23 protein-coding genes and 1 tRNA gene are annotated in these 22,984 nt (G+C 71.8%); 12 read left to right on the forward strand and 12 right to left on the reverse strand.

Annotation, left to right across the window (positions count from 1 at the left end):
* Positions 1 to 56: 56 nt before the first annotated feature.
* From BLW14_RS18610 to BLW14_RS18620, 3 genes are all read right to left on the reverse strand, one after another.
* The gene (locus BLW14_RS18610) at positions 57 to 812 is read right to left on the reverse strand and encodes a hypothetical protein (RefSeq protein WP_093708375.1); all 756 of its coding nucleotides are present in this window, start codon (positions 810 to 812) and stop codon (positions 57 to 59) included.
* Positions 809 to 1,141 carry a hypothetical protein gene (locus tag BLW14_RS18615; RefSeq protein WP_093708376.1) on the reverse strand — a complete coding sequence of 111 codons (333 nt, stop codon included), beginning with the start codon at positions 1,139 to 1,141 and terminating at the stop codon, positions 809 to 811. The genes BLW14_RS18610 and BLW14_RS18615 overlap by 4 nt, the downstream gene beginning before the upstream one ends.
* Positions 1,142 to 1,254: 113 nt before the next feature.
* Positions 1,255 to 1,327, reverse strand: a tRNA-Arg gene (locus BLW14_RS18620).
* A gap of 156 nt (positions 1,328 to 1,483) precedes the next feature.
* On the opposite strand from BLW14_RS18620, the gene BLW14_RS18625 reads away from it, so the two are divergent.
* Positions 1,484 to 2,260 (forward strand): hypothetical protein, encoded by a 777-nt coding sequence (locus tag BLW14_RS18625; protein WP_256332830.1) that lies wholly within the window; start codon positions 1,484 to 1,486, stop codon positions 2,258 to 2,260.
* On the opposite strand, the gene BLW14_RS18630 is transcribed toward BLW14_RS18625, so the two are convergent.
* The gene (locus tag BLW14_RS18630; RefSeq protein ID WP_093708378.1) at positions 2,257 to 3,537 is read right to left on the reverse strand and encodes a M6 family metalloprotease domain-containing protein; all 1,281 of its coding nucleotides are present in this window, start codon (positions 3,535 to 3,537) and stop codon (positions 2,257 to 2,259) included. The two genes, BLW14_RS18625 and BLW14_RS18630, sit on opposite strands and share 4 nt — an antisense overlap.
* 272 nt (positions 3,538 to 3,809) lie before the next feature.
* Here BLW14_RS18630 and BLW14_RS18635 point away from each other — a divergent pair, with 272 nt between their 5' ends.
* Together BLW14_RS18635 and BLW14_RS18640 are read left to right on the forward strand one after the other, a co-directional pair.
* Positions 3,810 to 4,457, forward strand: coding sequence for a TetR/AcrR family transcriptional regulator (locus BLW14_RS18635; protein ID WP_018104255.1), 648 nt, complete (start codon positions 3,810 to 3,812; stop codon positions 4,455 to 4,457).
* 153 nt (positions 4,458 to 4,610) lie between these two features.
* On the forward strand, positions 4,611 to 6,143 hold the full coding sequence (locus tag BLW14_RS18640) for an MFS transporter (protein ID WP_093708379.1): 1,533 nt from the start codon (positions 4,611 to 4,613) through the stop codon (positions 6,141 to 6,143).
* Between the two features lie 81 nt (positions 6,144 to 6,224).
* Here the strand turns inward: BLW14_RS18640 and BLW14_RS18645 are convergent, their stop codons facing one another.
* Positions 6,225 to 6,737 (reverse strand): MarR family winged helix-turn-helix transcriptional regulator, encoded by a 513-nt coding sequence (locus BLW14_RS18645; protein WP_093708380.1) that lies wholly within the window; start codon positions 6,735 to 6,737, stop codon positions 6,225 to 6,227.
* A 135-nt stretch (positions 6,738 to 6,872) separates the two neighbouring features.
* Between BLW14_RS18645 and BLW14_RS18650 the strand changes: the two genes are divergently transcribed.
* A complete protein-coding gene (locus BLW14_RS18650) occupies positions 6,873 to 7,655 on the forward strand; it encodes a dioxygenase family protein (RefSeq protein ID WP_093708381.1) in 783 nt (260 codons plus the stop codon).
* 20 nt (positions 7,656 to 7,675) lie between these two features.
* On the opposite strand, the gene BLW14_RS18655 is transcribed toward BLW14_RS18650, so the two are convergent.
* Positions 7,676 to 8,740: a questin oxidase family protein gene (locus BLW14_RS18655; protein ID WP_093708382.1), complete on the reverse strand. Its 1,065-nt coding sequence runs from the start codon at positions 8,738 to 8,740 to the stop codon at positions 7,676 to 7,678.
* 421 nt (positions 8,741 to 9,161) lie between these two features.
* Between BLW14_RS18655 and BLW14_RS18660 the strand changes: the two genes are divergently transcribed.
* On the forward strand, positions 9,162 to 10,160 hold the full coding sequence (locus tag BLW14_RS18660) for a sigma-70 family RNA polymerase sigma factor (protein WP_093708383.1): 999 nt from the start codon (positions 9,162 to 9,164) through the stop codon (positions 10,158 to 10,160).
* 165 nt (positions 10,161 to 10,325) lie between these two features.
* Here BLW14_RS18660 and BLW14_RS18665 read toward each other — a convergent pair whose 3' ends face one another.
* Positions 10,326 to 11,288, reverse strand: coding sequence for a helix-turn-helix transcriptional regulator (locus tag BLW14_RS18665; protein WP_093710778.1), 963 nt, complete (start codon positions 11,286 to 11,288; stop codon positions 10,326 to 10,328).
* Positions 11,289 to 11,350: 62 nt separating this feature from the next.
* On the opposite strand from BLW14_RS18665, the gene BLW14_RS18670 reads away from it, so the two are divergent.
* Positions 11,351 to 12,886 carry an MFS transporter gene (locus BLW14_RS18670; RefSeq protein ID WP_093708384.1) on the forward strand — a complete coding sequence of 512 codons (1,536 nt, stop codon included), beginning with the start codon at positions 11,351 to 11,353 and terminating at the stop codon, positions 12,884 to 12,886.
* 77 nt (positions 12,887 to 12,963) lie between these two features.
* On the opposite strand, the gene BLW14_RS18675 is transcribed toward BLW14_RS18670, so the two are convergent.
* Positions 12,964 to 13,719 (reverse strand): DUF6227 family protein, encoded by a 756-nt coding sequence (locus BLW14_RS18675; RefSeq protein ID WP_093708385.1) that lies wholly within the window; start codon positions 13,717 to 13,719, stop codon positions 12,964 to 12,966.
* A gap of 134 nt (positions 13,720 to 13,853) precedes the next feature.
* Positions 13,854 to 14,942 (reverse strand): P1 family peptidase, encoded by a 1,089-nt coding sequence (locus BLW14_RS18680; RefSeq protein WP_093708386.1) that lies wholly within the window; start codon positions 14,940 to 14,942, stop codon positions 13,854 to 13,856.
* A gap of 279 nt (positions 14,943 to 15,221) precedes the next feature.
* Here BLW14_RS18680 and BLW14_RS18685 point away from each other — a divergent pair, with 279 nt between their 5' ends.
* The 6 genes from BLW14_RS18685 to BLW14_RS18710 are packed head-to-tail and all read left to right on the forward strand — an operon-like array spanning position 15,222 to position 20,685.
* Entirely contained in the window at positions 15,222 to 16,268 is a 1,047-nt protein-coding gene (locus BLW14_RS18685; RefSeq protein ID WP_371128126.1) for an MFS transporter, read from the forward strand.
* The gene (locus BLW14_RS18690; protein WP_093708388.1) at positions 16,265 to 18,589 is read left to right on the forward strand and encodes a molybdopterin oxidoreductase family protein; all 2,325 of its coding nucleotides are present in this window, start codon (positions 16,265 to 16,267) and stop codon (positions 18,587 to 18,589) included. Before BLW14_RS18685 ends, BLW14_RS18690 begins: the two co-directional genes overlap by 4 nt.
* Positions 18,590 to 18,596: 7 nt before the next feature.
* Positions 18,597 to 19,199: a 4Fe-4S dicluster domain-containing protein gene (locus BLW14_RS18695; protein ID WP_018104243.1), complete on the forward strand. Its 603-nt coding sequence runs from the start codon at positions 18,597 to 18,599 to the stop codon at positions 19,197 to 19,199.
* Complete coding sequence (locus BLW14_RS18700; protein WP_093708389.1) at positions 19,196 to 20,014, forward strand: QcrA and Rieske domain-containing protein; 819 nt, start codon at positions 19,196 to 19,198, stop codon at positions 20,012 to 20,014. Before BLW14_RS18695 ends, BLW14_RS18700 begins: the two co-directional genes overlap by 4 nt.
* Positions 20,011 to 20,445, forward strand: coding sequence for a hypothetical protein (locus BLW14_RS18705; RefSeq protein WP_093708390.1), 435 nt, complete (start codon positions 20,011 to 20,013; stop codon positions 20,443 to 20,445). Before BLW14_RS18700 ends, BLW14_RS18705 begins: the two co-directional genes overlap by 4 nt.
* 36 nt (positions 20,446 to 20,481) lie before the next feature.
* Positions 20,482 to 20,685 (forward strand): hypothetical protein, encoded by a 204-nt coding sequence (locus tag BLW14_RS18710; RefSeq protein WP_093708391.1) that lies wholly within the window; start codon positions 20,482 to 20,484, stop codon positions 20,683 to 20,685.
* A 22-nt stretch (positions 20,686 to 20,707) separates the two neighbouring features.
* Here the strand turns inward: BLW14_RS18710 and BLW14_RS18715 are convergent, their stop codons facing one another.
* The 3 genes from BLW14_RS18715 to BLW14_RS18725 form a co-directional block, all read right to left on the reverse strand.
* Complete coding sequence (locus tag BLW14_RS18715) at positions 20,708 to 21,136, reverse strand: MscL family protein (RefSeq protein WP_371128127.1); 429 nt, start codon at positions 21,134 to 21,136, stop codon at positions 20,708 to 20,710.
* A 174-nt stretch (positions 21,137 to 21,310) separates the two neighbouring features.
* Complete coding sequence (locus tag BLW14_RS18720) at positions 21,311 to 21,886, reverse strand: hypothetical protein (protein ID WP_256332831.1); 576 nt, start codon at positions 21,884 to 21,886, stop codon at positions 21,311 to 21,313.
* Between the two features lie 237 nt (positions 21,887 to 22,123).
* Positions 22,124 to 22,957, reverse strand: coding sequence for an S-methyl-5'-thioadenosine phosphorylase (locus tag BLW14_RS18725; protein WP_093708393.1), 834 nt, complete (start codon positions 22,955 to 22,957; stop codon positions 22,124 to 22,126).
* Positions 22,958 to 22,984 lie beyond the last annotated feature (27 nt).

Below are 22,984 nucleotides of genomic sequence, written 5' to 3' on the forward strand. Positions count from 1 at the left end.
GATCCGTGCAGAGCGGCAGCTGCCGACGGAGGCGAAGCACGGCCCTGGGGGCGCGGTCAGAACGGGAGATCTTCGGCGTCACCTACGGCGAGGTTCCATTCGGCCGACGGGGACGTGTCGCTCGTTGCGTCGCACACCTCGAACGCCTCCCGCCGGACTTCCAGGCCCGCAGTGTTCTCGCCCCATGCGGTGAGCGCTTCGATGGCTCGTTCCCGGTATTGCCACAGGGCGCTGACGGCCAGCGTCTCTCGTAGGGCTGGGGCCATGGCTTTGCGGTGGTGGTGCAGTTGAGGGTCGTCCAGCAGTGGGATGCAGGCGGCGAGTGCTGCCTCACGGACGTGCAGGTCGTGGTCGTCGAAGCAGGCGGAAGCGGCCGAGAAGAGCAGCGGACGGATCTCGCGGGTCTGGACGAAAGGAGGGTAGTCCTCGGGCGGGAAGCCGAAGCGGCGCATCGTCGCCTCGGCCTGGTCGTCGGCGGCGTTGGCCACCGAGTCCAGCCAGCCGAGGAGTTCGGCGCGCATCGGTCCGGGGAAGTCTCGGGGCCCTTTCTCGACAGGCAGGGCGGTGCGCGGGTCGAGGAGGATCGCGGCCACGTAGAGGGCGGCCGGGGTCGTTGCGGCGTAGAGGGTGTTCTGGTGGTGCACCACGTGGTGCAGGTGGTCCAGGGCCCGGGATCTCACACGCTGGTCGACATCCAACAGCGCGACGAGCTGTGTGGGGGTGTCCTCCGCTGTCCCGTAGGCGTGCTCCAGGCTGCCCCAGTCGGTTCCGGCGAGCAACACGGCTGGATCGGGCAGGGGATCCAGGCTCACTGATGCTCCTGCCAGGCTCGGTCCATAGCCTTGGCTGACGCGTCTTGGGCGAGCTTCTCGATCTCCGCAGGCGCTTCCCGCTCGTCGAGGACGAAGAGCCGGCCGTTGACGAGTCTGGTCGTGGGCTTCCAGCCCAGACGGTGGCCCGCCTCACGGGCAGCCCGCCGGACGTCTTTGAGCTCGCCCATCTCTGCGAGATCGTCGCTGCTCAGGATCAGCTGTCCGTAGTAGCCCTTGTACTGCGGCTTCAGTGCACCCCGCATCATCGACTCAAGCCGGCCAACCAGCTTCTCGTACCTTCGTCGGGCCAGCTCGTCCTTCGCGGGCATCTCGCACAGTTCCCCACCTCTGCCCGCAGCCGCATGTGTGCCATATGTGTGCTGCGAGTACGAAGGCCCTCCCGCCCGACGGGCGGAAGGGCCTCTGACCTGGTGTTTCTCTGTGCCCCCGGCAGGATTCGAACCTGCGACACCCGCTTTAGGAGAGCGGTGCTCTATCCCCTGAGCTACGAAGGCTGGGCTTGGTCGCCGCCGTCAGTGTAGCGGGTGGTTCGGTCGGCGTACGGGGGGTTGGGGGTGCGGGGATCTTGGTAGGGGAGAGGCGTCGGGCGTGAGGGGGAGCTGGTCGTGGCGTACGACCTGTTGACCGTTGGTGCCGTTGGGCCCGCTGTTATGGCGAATGCGCTTGCCGGGGTCCTGGGCGTCGCCGTGCAGGACGTCGACGTGGCCGATGCCGATGGGGATCAGGAGTCGCGGGACTGGGAGGCGGCCGTCCTGTGTACGTACCACGGCCTGCGCGGGGACCTGGCGTTCTCGATCGACGTCTACGCGCAGGAGTTCGTGGCCGACCAGCCGGCCGAGAGCGAGGTCGCCGCGGTCTTGGCGAAGGCCGCCGGGACCACCGTGCTGTTTCCCGCGGACGAGGCCCCGCCCAGCGCGTACTGGGCCGTCACGCCCGAGGGCATGCTCACCCGGGCCCGGCTCGAACCGTCCGACGACGAGCCGCCGGTGTTCACGGTCACCGCGGTCGAGGCGCCCGTGCCGGAACTGCCCGGGGCGGTCGTGGAGCGGTTCGCCGAGATCGTACGGGAGCAGCGGCCGGAGACCCCCGTGGCCGACGCGTTCCTGGCGTCGGTCACGGAGTTCCCGCTCGACGGCAGCCTCGTCGTGTGGGAGCGGGTGATCCGGCAGATGGAGTCCGGGTGGGCGCCCTCCGGGTGGTATCCGGCCGATCTGTACCGGGAGCGGCTGGAGGCGCGGGATGCCCTCGCCGAAAGGGCGGGGGAGCTGCCCGCGGTGGTCGCCGCGCGGCTCGGAGAGGTGCTTCGGGAGCTGGACGCGATCTTCGTCGCCGGCACCGAGGACGATCCGGACGGGAGCCTTCGGGGCAGACACGCCGGCTGGTGGTGGTACCGGAGACCGGTGCCCGCGCCCTGGGACACCCCCTAGGGTCGCGTCACCTGCACCCGGTAGTCCCCCTTCTCGTCCTTCTCCAGCACCGAGATCCGTATCCCGTTGGCCCGGTCCGTGAAGGTGTCGCCCGGCTGGAACGCGGCGTCGGAGAGTTCCGCGTGGACGTTGGGGAGGCGGGTGCAGCCGGGGCTGTCCTCCGTGCTGTCGGTGACCGAGACCGGGCCCTGGCCGGTGTCCACGTCGGAGCTGACCTTGTAGATGAGGACGCCGGGGCGGCAGACCGCCTCGTCGTTGCCCGCCTGGGTGCGGACCTCCACCGCGTAGCCGGACTCCGCGGTCAGGGGGACGAACGCCAGCTTCAGGCCGCCGCGGGTGGCCAGGGGTTCCAGGACGTGGTCCGTGGTGCCGGGCCGGGCGGCGCAGCTGACCTGGTCGTTGTCCAGCCAGCCGAGCTTCCACTTGTGCCAGCCGAGCATGTCGTTGTTGGCGCCCCAGTCCTCGGACATGATGTCCCAGTGCCCGACGGAGCCGCCGCCCTCCAGCGTGTAGAGGTCGGGCAGCCCGAAGACGTGGCCGTTCTCGTGGGGCAGGACCCGGTAGCCGGTCCGGGCGTACGAGCCGGAGCCGTCGTCCTGGCGGCTGTAGACGAAGGACGTGTTGGACAGTGGCACCCCGTCCGCGAGCGGGGCCTCGTCGTTGCCCGAGAAGGTCACCGACAGCACGGTGTCCAGCGCCGAGGGCCCGGCGTTCGGGGTGACCAGGATGTTGACCAGGTCGTACTCGTCGAAGTCCACCCTCGGGTCCGCGGCGGCCACGATGTCCTGGACCAGGTGGCGGTAGCCGGGCTCGTACGGGGAGCCCCGCTCGATCCCGTACTCCTCGAAGGGCAGCGGCATCCGCAGCCACGAGTGGATCGGGGCCTCCGGTATGTAGGTGAGCCGCCCGTACGAGCTCGTCCGGAACCAGTCCGTGGTCTGCGGGAAGAATTCCGCCAGGCGGTCCATGGCCGGCTCGGTGCCCTGGGCGTCCGGGAAGTCGATCATGAGGTTCAGGGCGCGGACGCGGCCGGTGGAGCGGGCGTAGCCGGGCTGGGTCGGCATGCCCTCCGACATCTGTACGCCCATGGAGGACGCGATCCGGCAGGGGCCGAGGCCGGTCGCCGGCGGGGCCGTCGCGGCGGGGCCGGCCGACGCGGGGCTCTGCAGGGGCAGGGTGCTGCTCGCCGTCGCCAGGGCCGCGATGACCAGGGCCGTCGCGGCGCCGAGTGCGACCGGGCGGCGGTGCCTGCGTATCCGGCGGCGGGGCTGCTGCATCGAGGCGCCTTCCGGTCCGCGGCAGCCGGCCGACCCCGGCTGCGCTCTGCCGTCAGCCTCTGCCGGGTGATCGCGGGCCGCTCGCTGGGTGCGCCGTTCGGTTGGTTTTCGAGGACAGTGGTGTACGTGACGCAGGTCACAAAGTGCGGGGAAATAACCGGGGAGGGTTTCCCCGTTTGAACTCGTGTCCCCGCGAAACGGGGAAGCGGTCCCCGGTTGGTCCTCCGGCCGGAACCGCGAGGGACGAGAACCGGAAGAGAAGGAGCACTGCCGTGGCCACCACCGCACCCGCGCAGCCGCGTACGCCCCGGCCGAGGGCCGACGCACTGCGCAACCGGGAGCGGATCGTGACGGCCGCGCGCGAGATGTTCGTCGAGTTCGGGCCGGACGTGCCGCTCGACGAGGTCGCCCGCCGCGCCGGCGTCGGCAACGCCACCCTCTACCGGAACTTCCCCGACCGGGCCGCCCTCGTCCACGAGGTCGTGCTCGCCGTCACCTCACGCACCACCGACCGCGCCGAGGAGGCGGCCGCCGAGGAGGCGGACCCCTTCGACGCGCTCACCCGCTTCGTCCACGCGGCGGCCGACGAACGCATCGGGGCCCTGTGCCCCATGCTGTCCGGCGGCTTCGACAAGGACCACCCCGAACTGCTCGCCGAGCGCCGGCGCCTCGAAGAGGCCGTCGAAGGGCTCGTCGCGCGCGCCATGTCCGCCGGGCGCCTGCGTACCGACATCGCCGTCGGTGACGTACTGGTCGCCCTCTCCCAGCTCACCCGGCCGCTGCCGGGCATCGCCTGCCCGAACATCGACCGGTTCACCCACCGCCACATCCAGCTGTTCCTGGACGGACTGGAGGCCCCGGCCCGGTCCGTACTCCCCGGAACGGCGGCGACCTTGGAGGACCTGCGGCGCCGGACGTGACGTGATCCGCGCCCGCCGTTCCCTCTTCTTCTCCCTGACCTGAAGCCCGACGACCCTCCTTTCCACAGACCTGCCCTCAGCCGTGCCCGCGACCGGCGGCACGCACGGTTCGCGATCTCTTGCGCCCTCGCGCGCCCCTAGGTGGCTACTCCCATGTCAAAAACTGCTGATCTCCGACTCCCCGACCCCAGCCGCTGGAAAGCGCTGGCGTTCATCGCGCTCGCTCAGTTGATGGTCGTGCTCGACGCCACGATCGTGAACATCGCGCTGCCGCACGCCCAGACCGCGCTCGGCATCACCGACGCCAACAAGCAGTGGGTCATCACCGCCTACGCCCTCGCCTTCGGCGGTCTGCTGCTCTTCGGCGGGCGTATAGCCGACCTCTGGGGCCGCAAGCGCACTTTCGTCGTCGGCCTCATCGGCTTCGCGCTGGCCTCCGCGCTCGGCGGCGCCGCGCAGAACCAGGGGATGCTGTTCGGCTCCCGCGCCCTCCAGGGCGTCTTCGGCGCACTGCTCGCCCCGGCCGCGCTCTCGCTGCTCGCGGTGATGTTCACCGACGCCAAGGAGCGCGCCAAGGCGTTCGGCATCTACGGGGCGATCGCCGGTGGCGGGGGCGCCGTCGGCCTGATCCTCGGCGGTCTCCTCACCCAGACGCTGAACTGGCGCTGGACGTTCTTCGTCAACATCCCCTTCGCGGTCGTCGCCGCGGCCGGTGCGTACTTCGTCATCCGTGAGCCCGCCGGCACCCGCAACCGCTCCCCGCTCGACATCCCCGGCGTCGTCCTGTCCGCGCTGGGTCTGGTCTCGCTGGTGTACGGGTTCACCCGCGCCGAGTCCGCGGGCTGGTCGGACGCGCTGACCGTCGGCTCGTTCGTCGCCTCCGCCGTCCTGCTGCTGGCCTTCGTCCTGACCGAGGCCAAGGTCAAGTCGCCGCTGCTCCCGCTGCGCGTGGTGATGGACCGCAACCGCGGTGGCGTCTACCTGTCGCTGGGCCTGGCCGTCATCGCGATGTTCGGCCTGTTCCTCTTCCTCACGTACTACCTCCAGGTCGTCAAGGGCTACTCGCCGATCAAGACCGGCTTCGCCTTCATGCCGATGATCGCGGGCATGATCACCGGGTCCACGCAGATCGGTGCCCGGCTGATGACGCGGGTCCCGGCCCGCAAGCTGATGGGTCCGGGCTTCCTGACCGCCGCGGTCGGCATGCTGCTGCTGACGCGCCTGGGCATCGACTCCTCGTACGCCGCGGTCATCCTGCCGGGCCAGCTGCTGCTGGGTCTGGGCATGGGTACGGCGTTCATGCCGGCGATGTCGCTGGCCACGCACGGGGTCGAGCCGCGTGACGCGGGTGTCGCTTCCGCGATGGTCAACACCTCGCAGCAGGTGGGCGGTGCGATCGGTACGGCCCTGCTGAACACGATCGCCGCCTCGGCCGCCACGGCGTACGCCACCTCGCACGCCGCGCTCGGTGCCAAGAACCCCGAGCTGCTGAAGCTCCAGTCGATGGTGCACGGCTTCACCGGCGCCATCTGGTGGGCGGTCGGCATCCTGGTGGTCGCCGCCGCGATCGCGCTGACCTTCATCAACGCGGGCCGTCCGGGGGAGGCGGGGACCTCGGACGGTTCCGCCTCCGGTGAGGTGGACGGGGTCGAGGACGAGTTCAAGGTCCCGGTCGTCGCCCACTGATCCACAGGAGCGCCGATACGCCTCTGCCCCGGTTCCCTCGTACGAGAGGACCGGGGCAGAAGTGCGTCGCGGGCGGGTGGCTCAGCGCAGCCAGGGGAGGTCGGCGTCCGCGCCCTCCGGCTGGAGTCCGGCGGCGAGGATCTTCATGATCTCGCCCAGCGAGCGGACCTGCTCGGGCGTGAGGCGGTCGAACATCGCCTGGCGGACGGCCTTCACATGGCCGGGCGCGGAGCGGCGGAGCATCTCGTAGCCCTCGTCGGTGAGGACCGCGTTCTGGCCGCGCTTGTCGGAGGGGCAGTCCTCGCGGCGCACCCAGCCGTTCTTCTCCAGCCGGGCCACCGCGTGCGAGAGGCGGGAGCGGGTGATCTTGGCGTCCTTGGCCAGTTCGGTCATCCGCATTTGGCGGCGGGGTGCCTGGGAGAGCTGGACGAGCAGGCCGTAGTAGATGTGCGGCATGCCGGCATCGGCCTGCAACTGGCGGTCGAGGTGATCCTCCAGGAGCGTGGTGGCGTGCAGATACGCACGCCAGACGCATTGTTCTTCGTCGGTGAGCCAGAGCGGCGCACCGGTTGATGCCGTGGTCATGTACTCCACTGTACGACCTTTTCTTGAAAGTTGAACTAGATAGAGCTAAGGTCTCCGAAGGTAGGAGCTTGAAGATTAAAGAATCTTCCCTGTCGAAGGCTCCTACAGAAGACTTACCTTGAGTAGCCGCAGATGGGGAGTGTCATGACAATCACCGCGGAGCGCATGCCCGCCCTCTACCTCTCCCACGGCGCGCCGCCCCTGGCCGACGACCCCGTCTGGCCCGGCCAGCTGGCCGCCTGGTCGGCGGAGCTCCCGCGCCCCACCGCCGTCCTCATGGTCTCCGCCCACTGGGAGGAGGCCCCGCTCGCACTCGGCGCGACCGAGACGGTCCCGCTGGTCTACGACTTCTGGGGCTTCCCCGAGCACTACTACCAGGTGCGCTACGCCGCCCCCGGCGCCCCGCGGCTCGCCGAGAGCGTCCGCAAACTGCTGCGCGGCGCCGGTACGCCGGTCCAGGACATCCCGGACCGCGGCCTCGACCACGGCGCGTACGTACCGCTGGTCGAGATGTTCCCCGAGGCCGACATCCCGGTCCTCCAGATCTCCCTGCCCACGCTCGACCCGCAGAAGCTGATGGACATCGGGCGCAAGCTGGCGCCGCTGCGCGACGAGGGCGTCCTGATCGTCGGCAGCGGCTTCTTCACGCACAACCTCGCCGCCCTGCGGCACACCGGCGGCTCCACCCCCGGCTGGTCGGCGGAGTTCGACGACTGGGGCCACCGCGCACTCCAGGCGCAGGACATCGACGCGCTCCTGGACTTCGAGCACAAGTCCCCGGCGGGCCGCCTCGCGCACCCGCGCACCGAGCACTTCGCCCCTCTCTTCGTCACCCTCGGCGCCGCCGAGCAGGAGCTCGACCAGGGGCGCAGCGTGATCGACGGCTTCTGGATGGGGCTCGCGAAGCGCTCGGTGCAGTACGGCTGAGCCTTTTACGGGTGAGGCGTCTACAGCACCGGCGGGTTCAGCTCCACCGAGCGCAGCGCCGCCGCCAGGGCCGGCGCGTCGCCCACGTCCAGCGCGGTGTCCGTGAACTTGATGGTGTGGTCGTCGCCGTGCGCCGCCGCCCGCGCGAACACCTCGTCGGCCGTGAGCGACGCCCCGTACCCGGCCGGCAGCACGGCGGGACCGGCGGGGGAGTACGCGGCGGTGACCGCCGCGCTCGCCGCCCACGCCGCCCCCACGCTCGGCGCCCACAGCTCGCGCGGCAGCGCCGGCAGCGTCCGCAGTACGGCGTTGGGCGCGGTCGCCGCGTGCACCAGCATCACCGGCGAACCGTGCCCGTACTCCGCGTAGCGGTGGGTGGCCGCCGCCACCAGCTCCTCCAGCCGGTCCCGCGCCTCGTCCGCACCGGTCGCGGCCGCGCCCGGCCACTGCGGGAACGCGGTGACCTGGGCCAGCCGGGCCCGGATGCCACCGCTCTGGTCCGGCACCCGCGGTACGGCGTCCAGCGCGTCGCCCGCGGTCCGGGCCGGGGCGAGCGGGGTCAGCGAGGGCAGCGGCTGGTGGCGGGCCGCCCAGTAGCCCAGCGCGTGGGCCAGCTCCCTGACGCGGGGGCCGGTCTCCTCGGTCGTCAGCAGGGTGCGCACGCTGTGGCCGAGCCGGATCGCCGGGTGCGTGGCGCCGCCCGCGATGCCCGGGAGCAGCCGGGGCCACCACTCGGCGAGCACCTCGCGCCAGGGCCGGTCCGCCGTCTCCCGCTCGTAGTACACCGCCCAGTCGGCGATACGGCGGGGGTCGCCGAGGGCCTCCTGCCAGTTCGCCGGGGTCACCTCGGCGAAACGGTCCGGCATGTCCTCCAGTTTCGTCCGGTAGTGGTCGAGCCAGCGGTGCACGGCGTCCGCCCGGCCGTTGCGTACCAGTGCCTCCACGGCCATCGGCGCGTGATTGGACAGCCAGCCCTCGCGCTCGGGGCCGGAGGAGTGCAGCCGCTCCAGGGCCTCGTCGAGCGTGCCGGAGGCGTCGGGGGCCGTGGGGGCGGTGGGCGGGGTGCTGGGCGTCGTCTCGGTCATGCCAGCGACGCTAGGCACTCGGTGCGCGCCCGGTAACGGCCCGTGGTCCCAAGGGCCGGGGGCATGGGGACTAGGACTGCGGTCCCGGGCCCGCGGGGGGCCGGGACCAGGACCCGGAGATCACCGGACCGGGGAACTCGCAACCCGTATCGGACGTCTTCCTGGGTACTAGCGCAGCAGAGCCGCCGCGGAGCACCGCCGAGGGGTGCGAGTGGGACCCTGCATCGCCCTCGGCACCCGTTCCGACCTGCACGGACGTGCCCGGCAGCGTCATGCGCCCGCCCCGGCGGCGGGACAGGGTACTGCATGATCGCGAAATTCAATGCCAGGCATGGGAATTCTGTCCGGATTCCAGTCGTTGTTTCCATCGGATGCAGGGCACCCGAGAGGGTGTCGCGACCTACTCAGCAAGGGAGCACGCATGGCAACCCGTGCCGTCGCCCGTCGTTCGTCCGCCACCGGCGGGACCAACCGGGCGAGCAGTGTTCGCGCCGTGGGCGGAGAGATCGCCGATCGCGACCTGGTCGGCATGTACCTGGACGAGATAGCCCGTACGCCGCTGCTCGACGCCGCCAAGGAAGTCGACCTGTCACAGGCCGTCGAGGCAGGCGTCTACGCCCGGCAGATCCTCGACGGCCAGGTCGAGAGCGACGCGGGCGGCGCCTCGCGCGAGGAGCTGGAGGCGCTGGTCGCCGAGGGCGAGCGCGCGAAGGACGTCTTCATCCGCTCCAACCTCCGTCTCGTCGTCGCCGTCGCCCGCCGCTACCCGCGGGCCGGACTCCCCCTGCTCGACCTGATACAGGAGGGCAACGCCGGCCTCGTGCGCGCGGTCGAGAAGTTCGACTACGCCAAGGGCTTCAAGTTCTCCACGTACGCCACCTGGTGGATCCGCCAGGCGATCACCCGCTCCATAGCGGACCAGTCGCGCACGATCCGGCTCCCCGTCCACCTCGTGGAGGAGCTGGGCCGCATCCGCCGGGTGCAGCGCGAGTTCAACCGGGAGAACGGACGCGACCCGGAGCACGCCGAGATCGCCGCCGAGCTGGGCTCCACCGCGGGCCGCGTCGGCGACGTCCTCGACTGGGCCCGCGACCCGGTCAGCCTCAACATGTCCGTGGACGACGAGGGCGACACCCAGTTCGGTGACCTCCTCGAAGACACCTCCGCCGTCTCGCCCGAGCAGTCGGTCCTCACCCTGCTGCGCAGCGAGGAGCTGGAGGAGCTGATCGGCAAGCTCGACAACCGGACCGCGTCGATCATCCGCATGCGGTACGGCATCGAGGACGGCCGCGAGCGCACGCTCACCGAGGTCGGCAAGGAACACGGCCTCACCCGCGAGCGCATCCGCCAGATCGAGAAGCACGCCCTCCTCGAATTGAAGCGAATGGCTCACGACACGGGCTTTGACGCTGCAGCCTGAGCTCGAGTCCAGTAACCTCCGAATTGGGCCGCTTCACCTGGCCCCCCTGAGCTGAGTCCCGGCGCCCACCCCCCCCTGGCGCCGGGGCTCATTCTTTTAGACGGCTTCCCTCACGCGGCTTCCTCCGCGCGGCCGCCCCCGGCAGGCGTCACGATCCGGCAGGCGTCACGCCCCCGCCGCGCGGCCGAGCCGGCCGCCCAGCTCCGCCACGTACGCCACCAGCTGCGGCGGCTCGTGCACGGCGAACTCGCAGCCCGCCATCGCCAGCCGCACCGCCAGCCACTCCAACTGGTCCCGCACCACCGCACGCAGCCGACAACCGCCCTCGCCCTCCGGCTCCAGCGAACCCATCCGGCCGTGCAGCCGCGACGACACGAACTCCGGCGGCGCCGCGAAGCTCACATCCACCTCGAACTCCGGCTGCCGACGCGCCATCGAACTCGTCAGGAACTCCGCCGCGTCCCCCTCCGGCAGCTCACGCGGCGCGAACCGGGCCCCCGTCGCGAACGGCTCGCTCACCCGGTCCACCCGGAACGTCCGCCACGCCTCCCGCTCCAGGTCGTACGCCACCAGATACCAGCGCCACCCCGTGCTCACCAGCCGGTACGGCTCGACCTGCCGCCGCGTCTCCGCGCCGTCCCCCGCCCGGTACGCGAACCGCAGCCGCTCCCGGCCGGTCACCGCCGACGCCATCACCGTCAGCGTCCGCGGGTCGATCGTCGAACCGTCGCCCCGGGCCAGCGGCACCGTTGCGTTCTGAAGGGTGGAAACCCGGTGCCGCAGCCGGGACGGCAGCACCTGCTCCAGCTTGGCCAGCGCCCGTACGGACGCCTCGTCCACGCCCTCGATGGCATGGCCGGCCCCGGCCCGCAGCCCCACCGCGATCGCCACCGCCTCCTCGTCGTCCAGCAGCAGCGGCGGCATGGCGGTGCCCGCCACGAGCCGGTACCCGCCGACCGAACCGCGCGACGCCTCGACCGGATAGCCGAGGTCACGGAGCCGGTCGATGTCGCGGCGGATCGTGCGCGGGCTGACGGCGAGCCGATCCGCGAGCTCGCTGCCCGGCCACTCGCGCGGCGTCTGGAGCAGGGACAACAGATTCAGCAGACGTGCCGGAGTGTCGGTCATGTCACCCAGCATGCGGCCTCAATGGGTCATGACCTGACCTAATGCCCCTCTAATTTCTTCCTATGACTTCCACCGCACCACAGCCGTCGCCCGCGGAATCCACCGCGGGGGCTCCGTCGGACCGCCGCCGCTGGTTCGCCCTGGCCATCGTGATGACCGCCGCCTTCATGGACCTCGTCGACGTCACGATCGTCAACATCGCCATCCCCAGCATCGAGCGGGACACCGGCGCCTCGTTCAGCTCGATCCAGTGGATCGTCGCCGGCTACGCCCTGGCCTTCGCCGCCGGACTCATCACCGGCGGCCGGCTCGGTGACATCTACGGCCGCAAGCGGCTCTTCCTCATCGGCATCGGAGGCTTCACCCTCGCCTCCGCGCTCTGCGGATTCGCCGCCAACCCGGAGATGCTCGTCGCCTCCCGCTTCCTCCAGGGCGCGACGGCGGCCCTGATGGTGCCCCAGGTGCTCTCGATCGTCCACGCCACCTTCCCCGCCCACGAGCGCGGCAAGGTTTTCGGCCTCTTCGGCGCGATCGTCGGCCTCGGCGCGGTCTCCGGACCCCTGCTGGGAGCGCTGCTGACCGAGTGGAACATCGCCGGTCTCGAATGGCGCCCCATCTTCCTGATCAACCTGCCCGTCGGCATCCTCGGCCTGGTCCTCGGCCGCAAGTTCATCACCGAGTCCAAGTCGCCCAAGGCCCTGCGCCTCGACCTGGTCGGCGTCGTCCTCGTGACCCTCGGCATGCTGATGCTGATCTACCCGCTGACCCGGGGCCGCGAGCTGGGCTGGCCGCTGTGGGGCCACCTGTCGATGGCCGGAAGCGTCCTCGTCTTCCTCGTCCTCGTCCTGTTCGAGCGCGGCAAGGCAGGCCGGGACGGGTCGCCGCTGGTCGAGCTCTCGCTGTTCCGCGTCAGGAGTTTCGCCGCCGGCATCGCCGTGCAGCTGACCTTCGGCATCGGCCTCGGCATATTCTTCCTGGTCTGGACCCTGTACATGCAGATGGGCCTCGGCTGGAGCGCGCTGCGGGCCGGCACGACCGGAATCCCGTTCTCCGTCTCCGTCTCGGTGGCCGCCGGCCTCTCCGTACAGAAGCTCGTGCCCCGCTTCGGCCGCAAGGTCCTCCAGACGGGCGCGCTCCTCATGGCGGCCGGCCTGCTGCTCTACATCTGGGAGTCGCACCACTACGGCATGGACATCACGTCCTGGCAGATGGCGCTGCCGCTGGTGGTCATGGGCGTCGGCATGGGCCTGATCGTCGCGCCGCTGGCCGACGCGGTGCTGTCCGAGGTGCCCAGGGAGCACTCCGGCTCCGCCTCCGGCCTGTTCAACACAGTGCAGCAGATGGGCAACGCGCTCGGCCTCGGCCTCGTCTCGGTCGTCTTCTACGGGGCGATCGGCGACCGCCTCACCCCGCAGCAGGTCGGCCCGGCGTTCGCGGACGCCTTCGAGCAGTCGCTGTGGTGGGTGGCCGGTGTGCTGGCCCTGATCTTCGTGGTCATGTTCGCCCTGCCGGCCAGGCCGAAGCAGCACGTGGAGGGCGCCGGGGCGGACGAGCCCGCCACGGTCGAGCCCGCCGAGGAGCCGGTGCTCACGCACTGACCGGACGGCGTACGCGGCAGAGTCACGGTGCCCGCATCCCCACGGGGGACGCGGGCACCGGCATGCGTGGGGCCGGGTCAGCAGATGCGCGTACGGGACTCCATCGCGCCGCGCGCCGTCTCCTCGTCCCCGTACACCTCGCACATGTGGCGGCCGTCCGGCGTCGCCGTGTGCTCGACCTCCCACAGGCTCGTCTCGCTGCCGTCGAGGAGCAGGAACGCGTGCTCGTACAGCGTGAAGCCGGCGTCCCGGCCCTCCACCCGGCACTGACGCCCGAAGACCTGCGTGATGTGGTGGGCGAAGGCGGCCCGCAGCAGACGGGCGGTCTCCTCACCGGGCACGTCGCCGTTCTCCGCACGGCGCAGCACGCGGCGGGCGTGGTCCGCGGAGTTGTCCGGCGCGTACGTCCGGGGGAGCGGGGCAGGGGGCGCCGCCAGCAGGGCCGACATCAGCTCCAGGTCGGCCTGCGCCCCCTCCTCGTCCCCGAACTCCGGAACATCCCACAGGCTGCCGGTCAGCCGGGCGGCGGCGATGTGCGCGTCGGCCTCGTCGTCGTACAGCTCGTGCTGCCGGGTGTCCGGATGACCGGCCCCGCGCGGACCGCCGTGCACCAGCTCCCACAGCGTCGCCGCGGAGCCGTCGCTCAGCAGATACGTATGGCGGTACGTCTCGCGGTGCAGGGTGGCGCTGTGGTGCGAGGAATGCAGGGTGCTGCTGTGGGCCAGGGCGGAGCCCAGCCGCTCCACCGTGCTGTCGGGCAGGTCGAACGAGTTGAGAGCCCGACGCAGGATTCGCTCAAGGTGCTGCTCGGTCGTCTCGTACGGATCGCTCAAGGTGCTGTCTCCAGGCCGTCGCCGCGTGTGACTCGATGCGTGCATAACGTAGCCCCTGGGGCTGACATCGGGACCGGGGTTCAGAAAAACGCACGGGGCGCGCGGAAGGTTCCGCGCACGCCGCCCGAACTTCCCTACGCGGGGGGCGAGTCGGTTTCCCCGCCCCGTCCGTTCCCGGTGTGCGACGGCGGCCCGTAGAGGTCGCCGTACGAGGGGAAGGTGCCGCCGCCGTCACGGCCCTCCACGCCCGTGGCCGCCCGGACCGCCTTCACGATGGCCCGGGCCACGGCCTCCGCGCCCGCCGCGAGCAGCGGGTTGAACGCGAACGGGTCCTCCGCGTCCAGAGCCTCCCGGCCGGTGGCGAGCGCGAACACGGTGTCCCCGTCGGTCATCAGGTGCACGGGCCGGATGGCGCGCGCCAGCCCGTCGTGCGCCGTGCCCGCGAGCTTCTGCGCCTGCGCGCGGGTGAGGCCGGCGTCGGTCGCGACGACCGCGAGCGTGGTGTTGAGCGGGGGGCGCGCGTTCGCCTCGCGCACCTGCGCCAGGCGCCGTTGCGCCGCCTCGTGGACCGAGGCCGGCGGGGCGACGGCCGGCTCCCCGCCGCCGTACTCCCCGAACAGCACCCCTGTACGGGGGTCGAGCACCGAACCCGCCGCGTTGACCACGACCAGCGCCCCCACGGTGACCCCGGACGGCAGCAGCACGCTCGCCGACCCCACCCCGCCCTTGAGCCGCCCGGCGACCGCGCCCGTACCCGCGCCGACGCACCCCTCGGCGACCGCGGCACCCTCCGCCGACCGGGCCGCGTCCTCCACGGCTGCCCGGCCCGTCGCCGCGTCCGGCCTGGCTCGCCAGTCGCCGCCCCTGCCCAGGTCGAACACGCAGGCCGCCGGGACCACGGGGACCACCTGGGCCGGACCGGCGCCCACCCGCACCCCGCGCCCCCGCTCCTCCAGCCACGCCATCACGCCTGACGCCGCGTCGAGCCCGAACGCGCTGCCACCGGTGAGGACGACCGCGTCGATGCGCTGCACCAGATTGCGCGGATCCAGCGCGTCCGTCTCCCGCGTCCCCGGACCACCGCCCCGCACATCGACGGCCGCGACAACCCCGCCCTCGGGCCCGAGCACCACGGTGGTACCGCTGAGCGCGCCCTTCCCGGGAACCCGGGCATGACCGACACGCAGCCCGCGAACGTCGGTGAGAGCGTCCTGACGGGTCATGGGGGCTCCTTCGGGTGGGGGCGGGGCGGCCAAGGTACCGCCGAAGACCCTTCACGCCCCTTGGGGCTTCCCCCCCCCGCCCCACCCCTCCCGCCCACCCCCATCCCACGACTCGCTCACCCCCCGGCCGCACAAAACAGGACCAATCGCCCCACGCCGCCCTACCGTGGCAGCGTGACCGAGCCACCTGAAGCCGCAGGCGCAGCCGCGCAGCCCGTTCCCGGGGGCCGTACCGGGGTCGCCGACGGGGGCGGCGGTCCGCCGTCGGCGGGCGGGGCGGTGCGGGCCGGAGGGCTCGTTCCCCGGTCCGTCACCGGGCGGGCGACCGCGGCGGGCGTCATCGTCTCCCTTCTGCTGGTCGTGGCCATCGTGCTCGGCAGCCGGTTCCTGGAGCACTTCGACTCCGCGCTGCTGCCGTACGCCGTGGCCACGGTGTTCCTCGCCTTCGGCGTCGCGTACCGGTACACCGTCTGGGTCTCCGCGCCCGGCGCCAAGCGGCTGTTCAAGAAGGGCTGGGGGAGCCTCTTCTCGGTCGACAACTTCCGGCGGGCGCCCACCGCGCTGCCGAAGATGATCGCCACCTACCTGGGCTTCCAGAAGTTCCTCGGCGCCCGCTCGCACGCCCGCTGGGCCGCCCACCAGCTGATCTTCTGGGGCTGCATCCTCGCCTCACTGATCACCTTCCCGCTGACCTGGGGCTGGTTCACCTTCACCTCGGGCACCGGGTCCGGGCCCGGCTACGAGATGCGTATCTGGGGCTTCAAGATCATCGGGTTCGACTCCCTCGACTTCCTCGGCTGGCTGATGTTCCACGGCCTGGACATCGCCGCCGTCCTCGTCATCCCCGGCACCTCGTACTTCCTGTGGCGGCGGATGAAGGACCGCGGGGCCGTCACCGGGCAGCGGTTCGGCTACGACCTGGTGCCGCTGATCGCGCTCATCGTCATCTCGGTGACCGGTCTGCTCCTCACCTTCTCCTCGATCTTCCTGCACGGCGGCGGCTACGAGTTCCTGGCGATCCTCCACATGGTCGCGGTGGTCTTCACCCTCATCTACATCCCGTTCGGGAAGTTCTTCCACATCGTCCAGCGGCCCGCAGCCGTCGGGATGCAGCTGTTCAAGTACACCGGCCGGCAGGACGACGAGGTCTTCAGCTGCCGCCGCTGCGAGGAACCCATCGACACCACCCCGTACGTCGACAACCTCCGCGGCACCATGCGCGACCTCAGCCTCGGCTTCGACGAGTGGGCCGAGTACTGCCCGCGCTGCAAGCGGGTGCTGCGGGGCAGCGCCTACCTCTCCCAGGTGAAGAAGGGTTTCAAGTGACCGCGGACTCGCGCACGCCCGAACCGCATGCGGTCGTCCCCATCGACCCCTCCCTCGCACCCCCGGGCACCCGCGCCTTCCGCGACGCGGGCGGCATCCCCGCCGACCGGTGGCACGCCGACCAGAACGGCGAGACGCTCGTCCCCACCCACTGCTGCTTCTGCGGTGTCCAGTGCGGCATGTATCTGCGCGTCGACCGCGGCGGCAAGGTCTTCGGCGTCGAACCCCGCAACCACGACATCAACCGCATGCGCCTGTGCCCGAAGGGCATCAACGCCTACCAGCAGGTCAACCACCCCGACCGGCTCACCGCCCCCCTCATGCGCCGCTCCCGCGACGAGGAGTTCCGCGAGGTCTCCTGGGAAGAGGCTCTCGAATTCACCGTCGCCGAGATCAAGCGCATCCAGCAGACCTACGGGAACGACGCCTTCGGGCTGCTCGGCGGAGCGAGCCTGTTCTCCGAGAAGACCTACCTCGTCGGCAAGTTCGCCCGGGTCGCCCTGAAGACCCGGCACGTCGACTACAACGGGCGGCTCTGCATGGTCAGCGCCGCCGGCGCCAACAAGCTGGCCTTCAACATCGACCGGGCCGGCAACCCCTTCTCCGACATCCTCCTCACCGACTGCCTGCTCATCGCCGGCTCCAACGTCGGCGAGTGCTTCCCCGTCATGACGCAGTACGTGTGGGGCGCCCGGGACCGCGGCGCCAGCCTCATCGTGATCGACCCCCGCGAGACGGCCGTCGCCCGCACCGCCGACATCCACGTCGCCCTCAAACCCGGCACCGACTCCGCGTTCTTCAACTCCGTGCTCCACGTCATCGTCGAGGAGGGCCTCACCGACGAGGCATACCTCGCCGCCCACGCCACCGGCTGGGAGGAGGTCAAGGCCAAGGTCGCCGAGTACCCGCCGTCCCGCGCCGCCGAGATCTGCGGTGTCCCCGCCGAACAGATCGTCCAGGTCGCCCGCACCTTCGCCCGCGCCCCCAAGGCCATGGCCTGGCACGCCCGCGGCATCGAGCACCACTCGCAGGGCGTCGAGAACTGCCTCACCGTGATCAACCTCTGCACCGCCACCGGAAACATCGGCAAGCCCGGCGCCGGCTACGGCACCCTCACCGGTCAGGGCAACGGGCAGGGCGGCCGCGAGCACGGCCAGAAGTCCGACCTCCTTCCCGGCGGGCGCTCCATCAACAACGCGGAGCACCGCCGGCAGATCTGCGAGGTCTGGGGCATCGAGGAGCCCGAACTCCCACCCGCCGGAACCTCGATGATGGAAATGGTCTGGCAGATGCAGCGCCGCGAGATCCGCGGCCTGATCGGCATCTGCAACAACCCCTTCGTCTCCCTGCCGAACCTCAAGGTCGTCAAGGAGGGGTACGACGCCACTGAGTTCCACGCCCAATTCGACTTCTTCCTTTCCGAGACCGCCGCCAACGCGCACGTCGTCTTCCCCGTCACCACCTGGGCCGAGGACGACGGCGTCATGGCCAACGCCGAAGCCCGTGTGGTCAAGCACAACAAGGCCCAGGACCCGCCCCCCGGCGTCCGCACGGACACCTGGGTCATGTGCGAACTCGCCCGCCGGCTCGGTGCCGGCGACAAGTTCGCCTTCGACAACTCCCGCCAGGTCTTCGACGAACTGCGGATCGCCTCCGCCGGCACCGTCAACGACTACTACGGCATCACCTACGAACGGCTGGAGGAGACCGGCGGCATCTCCTGGCCCTGCCCGTCCACCGACCACCCCGGCACCCCGAGGCTCTTCGAGGACGGCAGGACCTACCACCCCGACGGCAAGATCCACCTCCAGGTCGTCGAGTGGCACCCGCCGATGGACCCGTACGACGACGAGCACCCCATGACGCTCACCACCGGGCGCACCGTCGCCCACTTCCTCTCCGGCAACCAGACCCGCCGCCTGGGCGCCCTCGTCGAGCAGACCCCCCGCCCGTGGGCCGAGGTCCACCCCTCGCACGGCTTCCGCAACGGCGAACCCGTCCGCGTCGTCACCCGGCGCGGCAGCGAGGTCTTCCCCGCCCTGGTCACCGAGGCCATCCGCCCCGACACCGTCTTCATCCCGTACCACTGGCCGGTCCCCACCGCGGCCAACGCGCTCACCATCGACGCTCTCGACCCCCGTTCCAAGATCCCCGAGTACAAGGTCTGCGCCTGCCGCATCGAGCACGCCGAGCGGATCGACGTGGTCCCCGCGCCCCCGGTCGCACCCGGGCACGTCGCCTACCCGGAGACCCAGGTCTCCCGCACCGACCCCCTGCCGCCCACCTCCCCGCAGGGCCGCGGCACCTCGGAGAGGAGCTGATGCCCGGATGATGGGCCGCACGATCTTCATCGACCCGGGGCGCTGCATCGGCTGCCAGGCCTGCGTCTCCGCCTGCCGCGAATGCGACTCGCACCGCGGCAAGTCCATGATCCACCTCGACTACACCGACGAGGGCCAGTCCGTCGCCTCCCTTCCCACGGTCTGCATGCACTGCGAGGACCCCGTCGCCCCCTGCGCCGAGGTGTGCCCCGCCGACGCGATCCTGGTGACCGCCGACGGCGTCGTGCAGCAGGCCGACACCACCCGCTGCATCGGCTGCGCCAACTGCGTCAACGCCTGCCCCTTCGGCGTACCGAAGATCGACCTCCAGGCGAAGCTGCAGATGAAGTGCAACCTCTGCTACGACCGCACCGCCTATGGCCTCGCCCCCATGTGCGCCACCGTCTGCCCGACCGGCGCGCTCTTCTACGGGACGGCCGAGGAGCTCCAGGCCGAGCGGCCCGGTGTCCAGGTCGCCGACTCCTTCGTCTTCGGCGAGAGCGAGGTCCGCACCGGCGTCGCCATGGTCGTCCCCGCCGACCGCGTCCAGTGGCCGGTGCCCGGCGGCCTGCCCGTCGTCGAGATCAACGGGAAGGACGTCCGACGGTGACCGAGACCGACGCCCCGCCCCCCGGCGACCCGAAGCAGCCCCCGACCCGCGGACCCGGCGGTACGCCTCCCGGCGCGCCCGGACAGCCGGCCTCCGGGGACCCGCGCGAGGCCCTGCACGACCGGATCGCCGCCGACGCCCTCACCACCCGCCGGGACTACCTGCGCATCGTCGCCACCGTGTCGGGCGGGCTCGCCGTCGGCGGCCTCGGCGTCGCCGCCGGCATCCTGCCCCGCCACGGCGACCCCGACGAGGACGGCAAGGCCCCCGCCCCGAAGAAGATCGCCTCCCAGCTCCTCCCCGGCGAGTCCATCGCCTTCGACTACCCCGACGAGGAGGACCGCGCGGTCGCCGTCCGGCTCAACGACGGCACCCTCGTCGGCTACTCCGCGATCTGCACCCACCTCGCCTGCGCCGTCCTCTGGCGCAAGGACCGGGGCACCGAGGGCGAGCTGTACTGCCCCTGCCACGAGGGCGTCTTCGATGCCCGCAGCGGCGAGGTCACCGCCGGACCGCCGCCCCGGGGGCTGCCCAAGGTGGTGCTCACCGAGCAGACCGACGGCAGTATCTGGGCCGTCGGCACCACCCGCTCCGGCGAGAGCATCGAGCACGGGCTGTGCCGTCAGTTCGGCCAGGACCGCCCCGACCTGGCCTCCCGGCTCGGCTGCCCCGGCGTCCGCGACGGCGCCGAGGCGCCCCCCGCTTCCGGAGCCACCGCCCGCACGGTGGCCCCGGGGCCCGTCGCTCCGGGGGCGTCCCGTACCCGCACCCGCACCGGAGCCGGCACGTCCGAGACCCCCGGGAGCCCGGCATGAGCGACGACGACCGCCGCCCCGCGAACGGCCCGCAACCCTCTCCCGACTCGCAGTACCTCGGACCCCCCGAGCACCCCGGGCCGCACTACCCCGAGTACCACCCCGGCAGCGCGCGGGCCGAGCTCAACCGGCCGGTCCACGAGCGCTACCCGCAGATCCGGCCCACCAGCGGTTACGGAGACCCCCGCGTCCGCCACACCGGGCCCGGTCCCGGCGCCGGCACCGACCAGGAGCCGGAGCGGTCCTCGAAGCTCACCGCCCGCCTCGTGCTGGCCATGAGCGTCGTCATCGGGCAGCTGTGGGGCCTGACGGTCATCGTCGACGAGTGGATGGAGGGCAACTCCGGCACCGCTTGGTGGGGTGCCGGGTTCCTCTGCCTCTCGTTCCTCGTGGTCCTCGGGCTCTGGCTCGCCGACCCCAAGGACCGCTGACCACCCGCCCCGGCCGGGCGGCCGTACCCTGGAGGTATGAGTACCGCCCCCGCCCACGGCCCGCGCGATGCGGAGCCCACCACGCCGGACCGGCCCAGGCCGGCGCTGATCTTCGACGATCCGCTGGACCAGCAGTCCGCGGACGACACGGACCAGGGGTGGGGCGAGCGGGCCCCGTCCGGCAACAGCGCCGCCGACCTGGCGCGCTTCCTCGACGAGAAGCCGCCGCACCACATCTGACGCCGGCCCCGGCAGCGGCTCCCTAGGCGGGGTTCCCGCTGCCGCCGCGCTGCGCGACCAGGGTGTCGCGGATCTCCTTCAGGACCTCCAGCTCGGTCACCTCCAGCGTCTCCTGGACGCCCTCCTTCGCCGCCTGCATCGCGGCCCGCCGGGCGAGGTACTTCGCCATCGGCAGGACCATCAGGAAGTAGACGACGGCGGCGGTGATCAGGAAGCTGAGCGTCGCGCTGAGCACCGAACCCCACATGATCCGGATGCCCTCCCTCGCCTCGCCCGTCGCCGGGTCCGTCGTGCACGGGGCCTTCAGGCAGGAGCTGTACTTCTCCAGGTCCTGGGTGCCGAACGCGCCGACGAGCGGGTTGATGACGCCCTTGACGATCGAGTTCACGATGTTCGTGAACGCCGCGCCGATGACGACGGCAACCGCCAGATCGATCACGTTGCCACGCATCAGGAAGGCCTTGAAGCCCTCCAGCAGACTGACCTTCTTCGTCTCGCTCACGGCTGCGCTGTCCTCCGTAAATGCCACAAGGGGTGTGAACTCCCGGGCAACTTACGGCAGTAGGGCGCGCAACCACCCCATCCGGGCGGGTTGTCAGGTGACGTGATAGTTCGTCAGTACGAATCAACACAGGATCACCGCGAATCCACCGGAAATCCCGGCCCCCGCCAGATCGGCGGCCGTCGCCCTCGGCACCGCCAGCACGATCAGCGCCCCCGCCTCGCCCGCGCCTCCGACGGCCGCAGGCACCCGCTCAACCCGCGCCCCCCTGGCCAGCACCCGGGCCTCCGCCGCCCCGGCACCCCCCGACGCGACCACGTCCACCCGGTCGCCCGGCCGCAGCAGCCGCACGGTCTCCGCGTCCGCGATCCGCACCGGCGCCGACACCAGCCGCACCGGCGGCGACGCCCGCTCCCGGGCCGCGCCCTGCGCCGTACCGCCGCCGTGCCCACCGCCGCCGCCACCGGCGAACCCGGAGACCGCCAGCGCGGCCGCCGTCAGTGCCAGCCCGGCCGCCATGGACCGGCGCTGCCGCCACACCGCCCGGCGCAGCCGCTGACCGGAGCCCCCGCGCACCCGCAGCGGCGGGAACGCGGGCACCCCGCACGGCGCTGGAGCGGGCAGCGGCCCCGGCGGCGCGCCCGCGAACGGAGCGGCGGGGCCGGGCTGGGGCGGGAAGAGGGAATCGGAGGAGCGCATCGCGAACACCGCCTGCGTCGGGAGTCGTCGGGTCGGGCCGGCCGCCGAAACCCGTGGGTTCGGCCGCCGGACAACCCCCACGATCCACCGGCCGCGCGATTCCCGCCGGAGCCTGTGGACCGTCCACCGGATGTGGATAACTCCGTCACCCGCCGCGGGTATGACCGCCCCCGCCGCGGGTATGACCGCCCCCCGCCGCACGTACAACGCCCCCGCAGCGGGTGCGACGGCCAGCTCCTACGGCAGCGCGATCCCGGTGTCGATGCCGTCCAGCGCGTGCCCGCACGGGCACCCGCGGTCCGCCTCCGACGGCAGCCCCGCGACCGCGTCGAAGAGGACCGAGCGCAGCCGGTCCACGTTGGCCGCGAAGACCTTCAGCACCTCCTCGTGGGAGACGCCCTCGCCCGCCTCCGCGCCCGCGTCCAGGTCCGTGACCAGGGTCATCGTGGTGTAGCAGAGTCCCAGTTCGCGGGCGAGCACCGCCTCGGGGTGGCCCGTCATGCCGACCACGGACCAGCCCATCGCGGCGTGCCAGCGAGACTCGGCGCGGGTCGAGAAGCGCGGCCCCTCGACGACGACCAGCGTGCCGCCGTCCACCGCCTCCCAGTCCCGTCCCCGCGCGGCGGCCAGCGCCACCTTGCGGCCCTCGGGGCAGTACGGGTCCGCGAAGCCCAGGTGGACGACGTTCGGCAGGACACCGTCGGCCCGGGTCTCACCGTCGTAATAGGTCTGCGCACGGGTCTTCGTGCGGTCCACCAGCTGGTCCGGCACGATCAGCGTGCCCGGCCCGTACTCCGGGCGCAGCCCGCCCACCGCGCACGGGGCGAGCACCTGGCGTACGCCGACCGAGCGCAGCGCCCACAGGTTGGCGCGGTAGTTGATGCGGTGCGGGGGCACGTGGTGGCCGCGGCCGTGCCGGGGGAGGAAGGCGACCCGGCGGCCGCCGGTCTCGCCGATGAAGACGGAGTCGCTGGGGTCTCCGTAGGGGGTTTCCACGCGGACCTCGGTGACGTCCTCCAGGAAGGAGTACAGCCCCGAGCCGCCGATCACACCGATCTCTGCGTTCGCCATGCCGTCACCCTAGGCGCCGGGCGTGCG

Source organism: Streptomyces sp. 2131.1 (assembly GCF_900105515.1).
GTDB classification, from domain to species: domain Bacteria; phylum Actinomycetota; class Actinomycetes; order Streptomycetales; family Streptomycetaceae; genus Streptomyces; species Streptomyces drozdowiczii.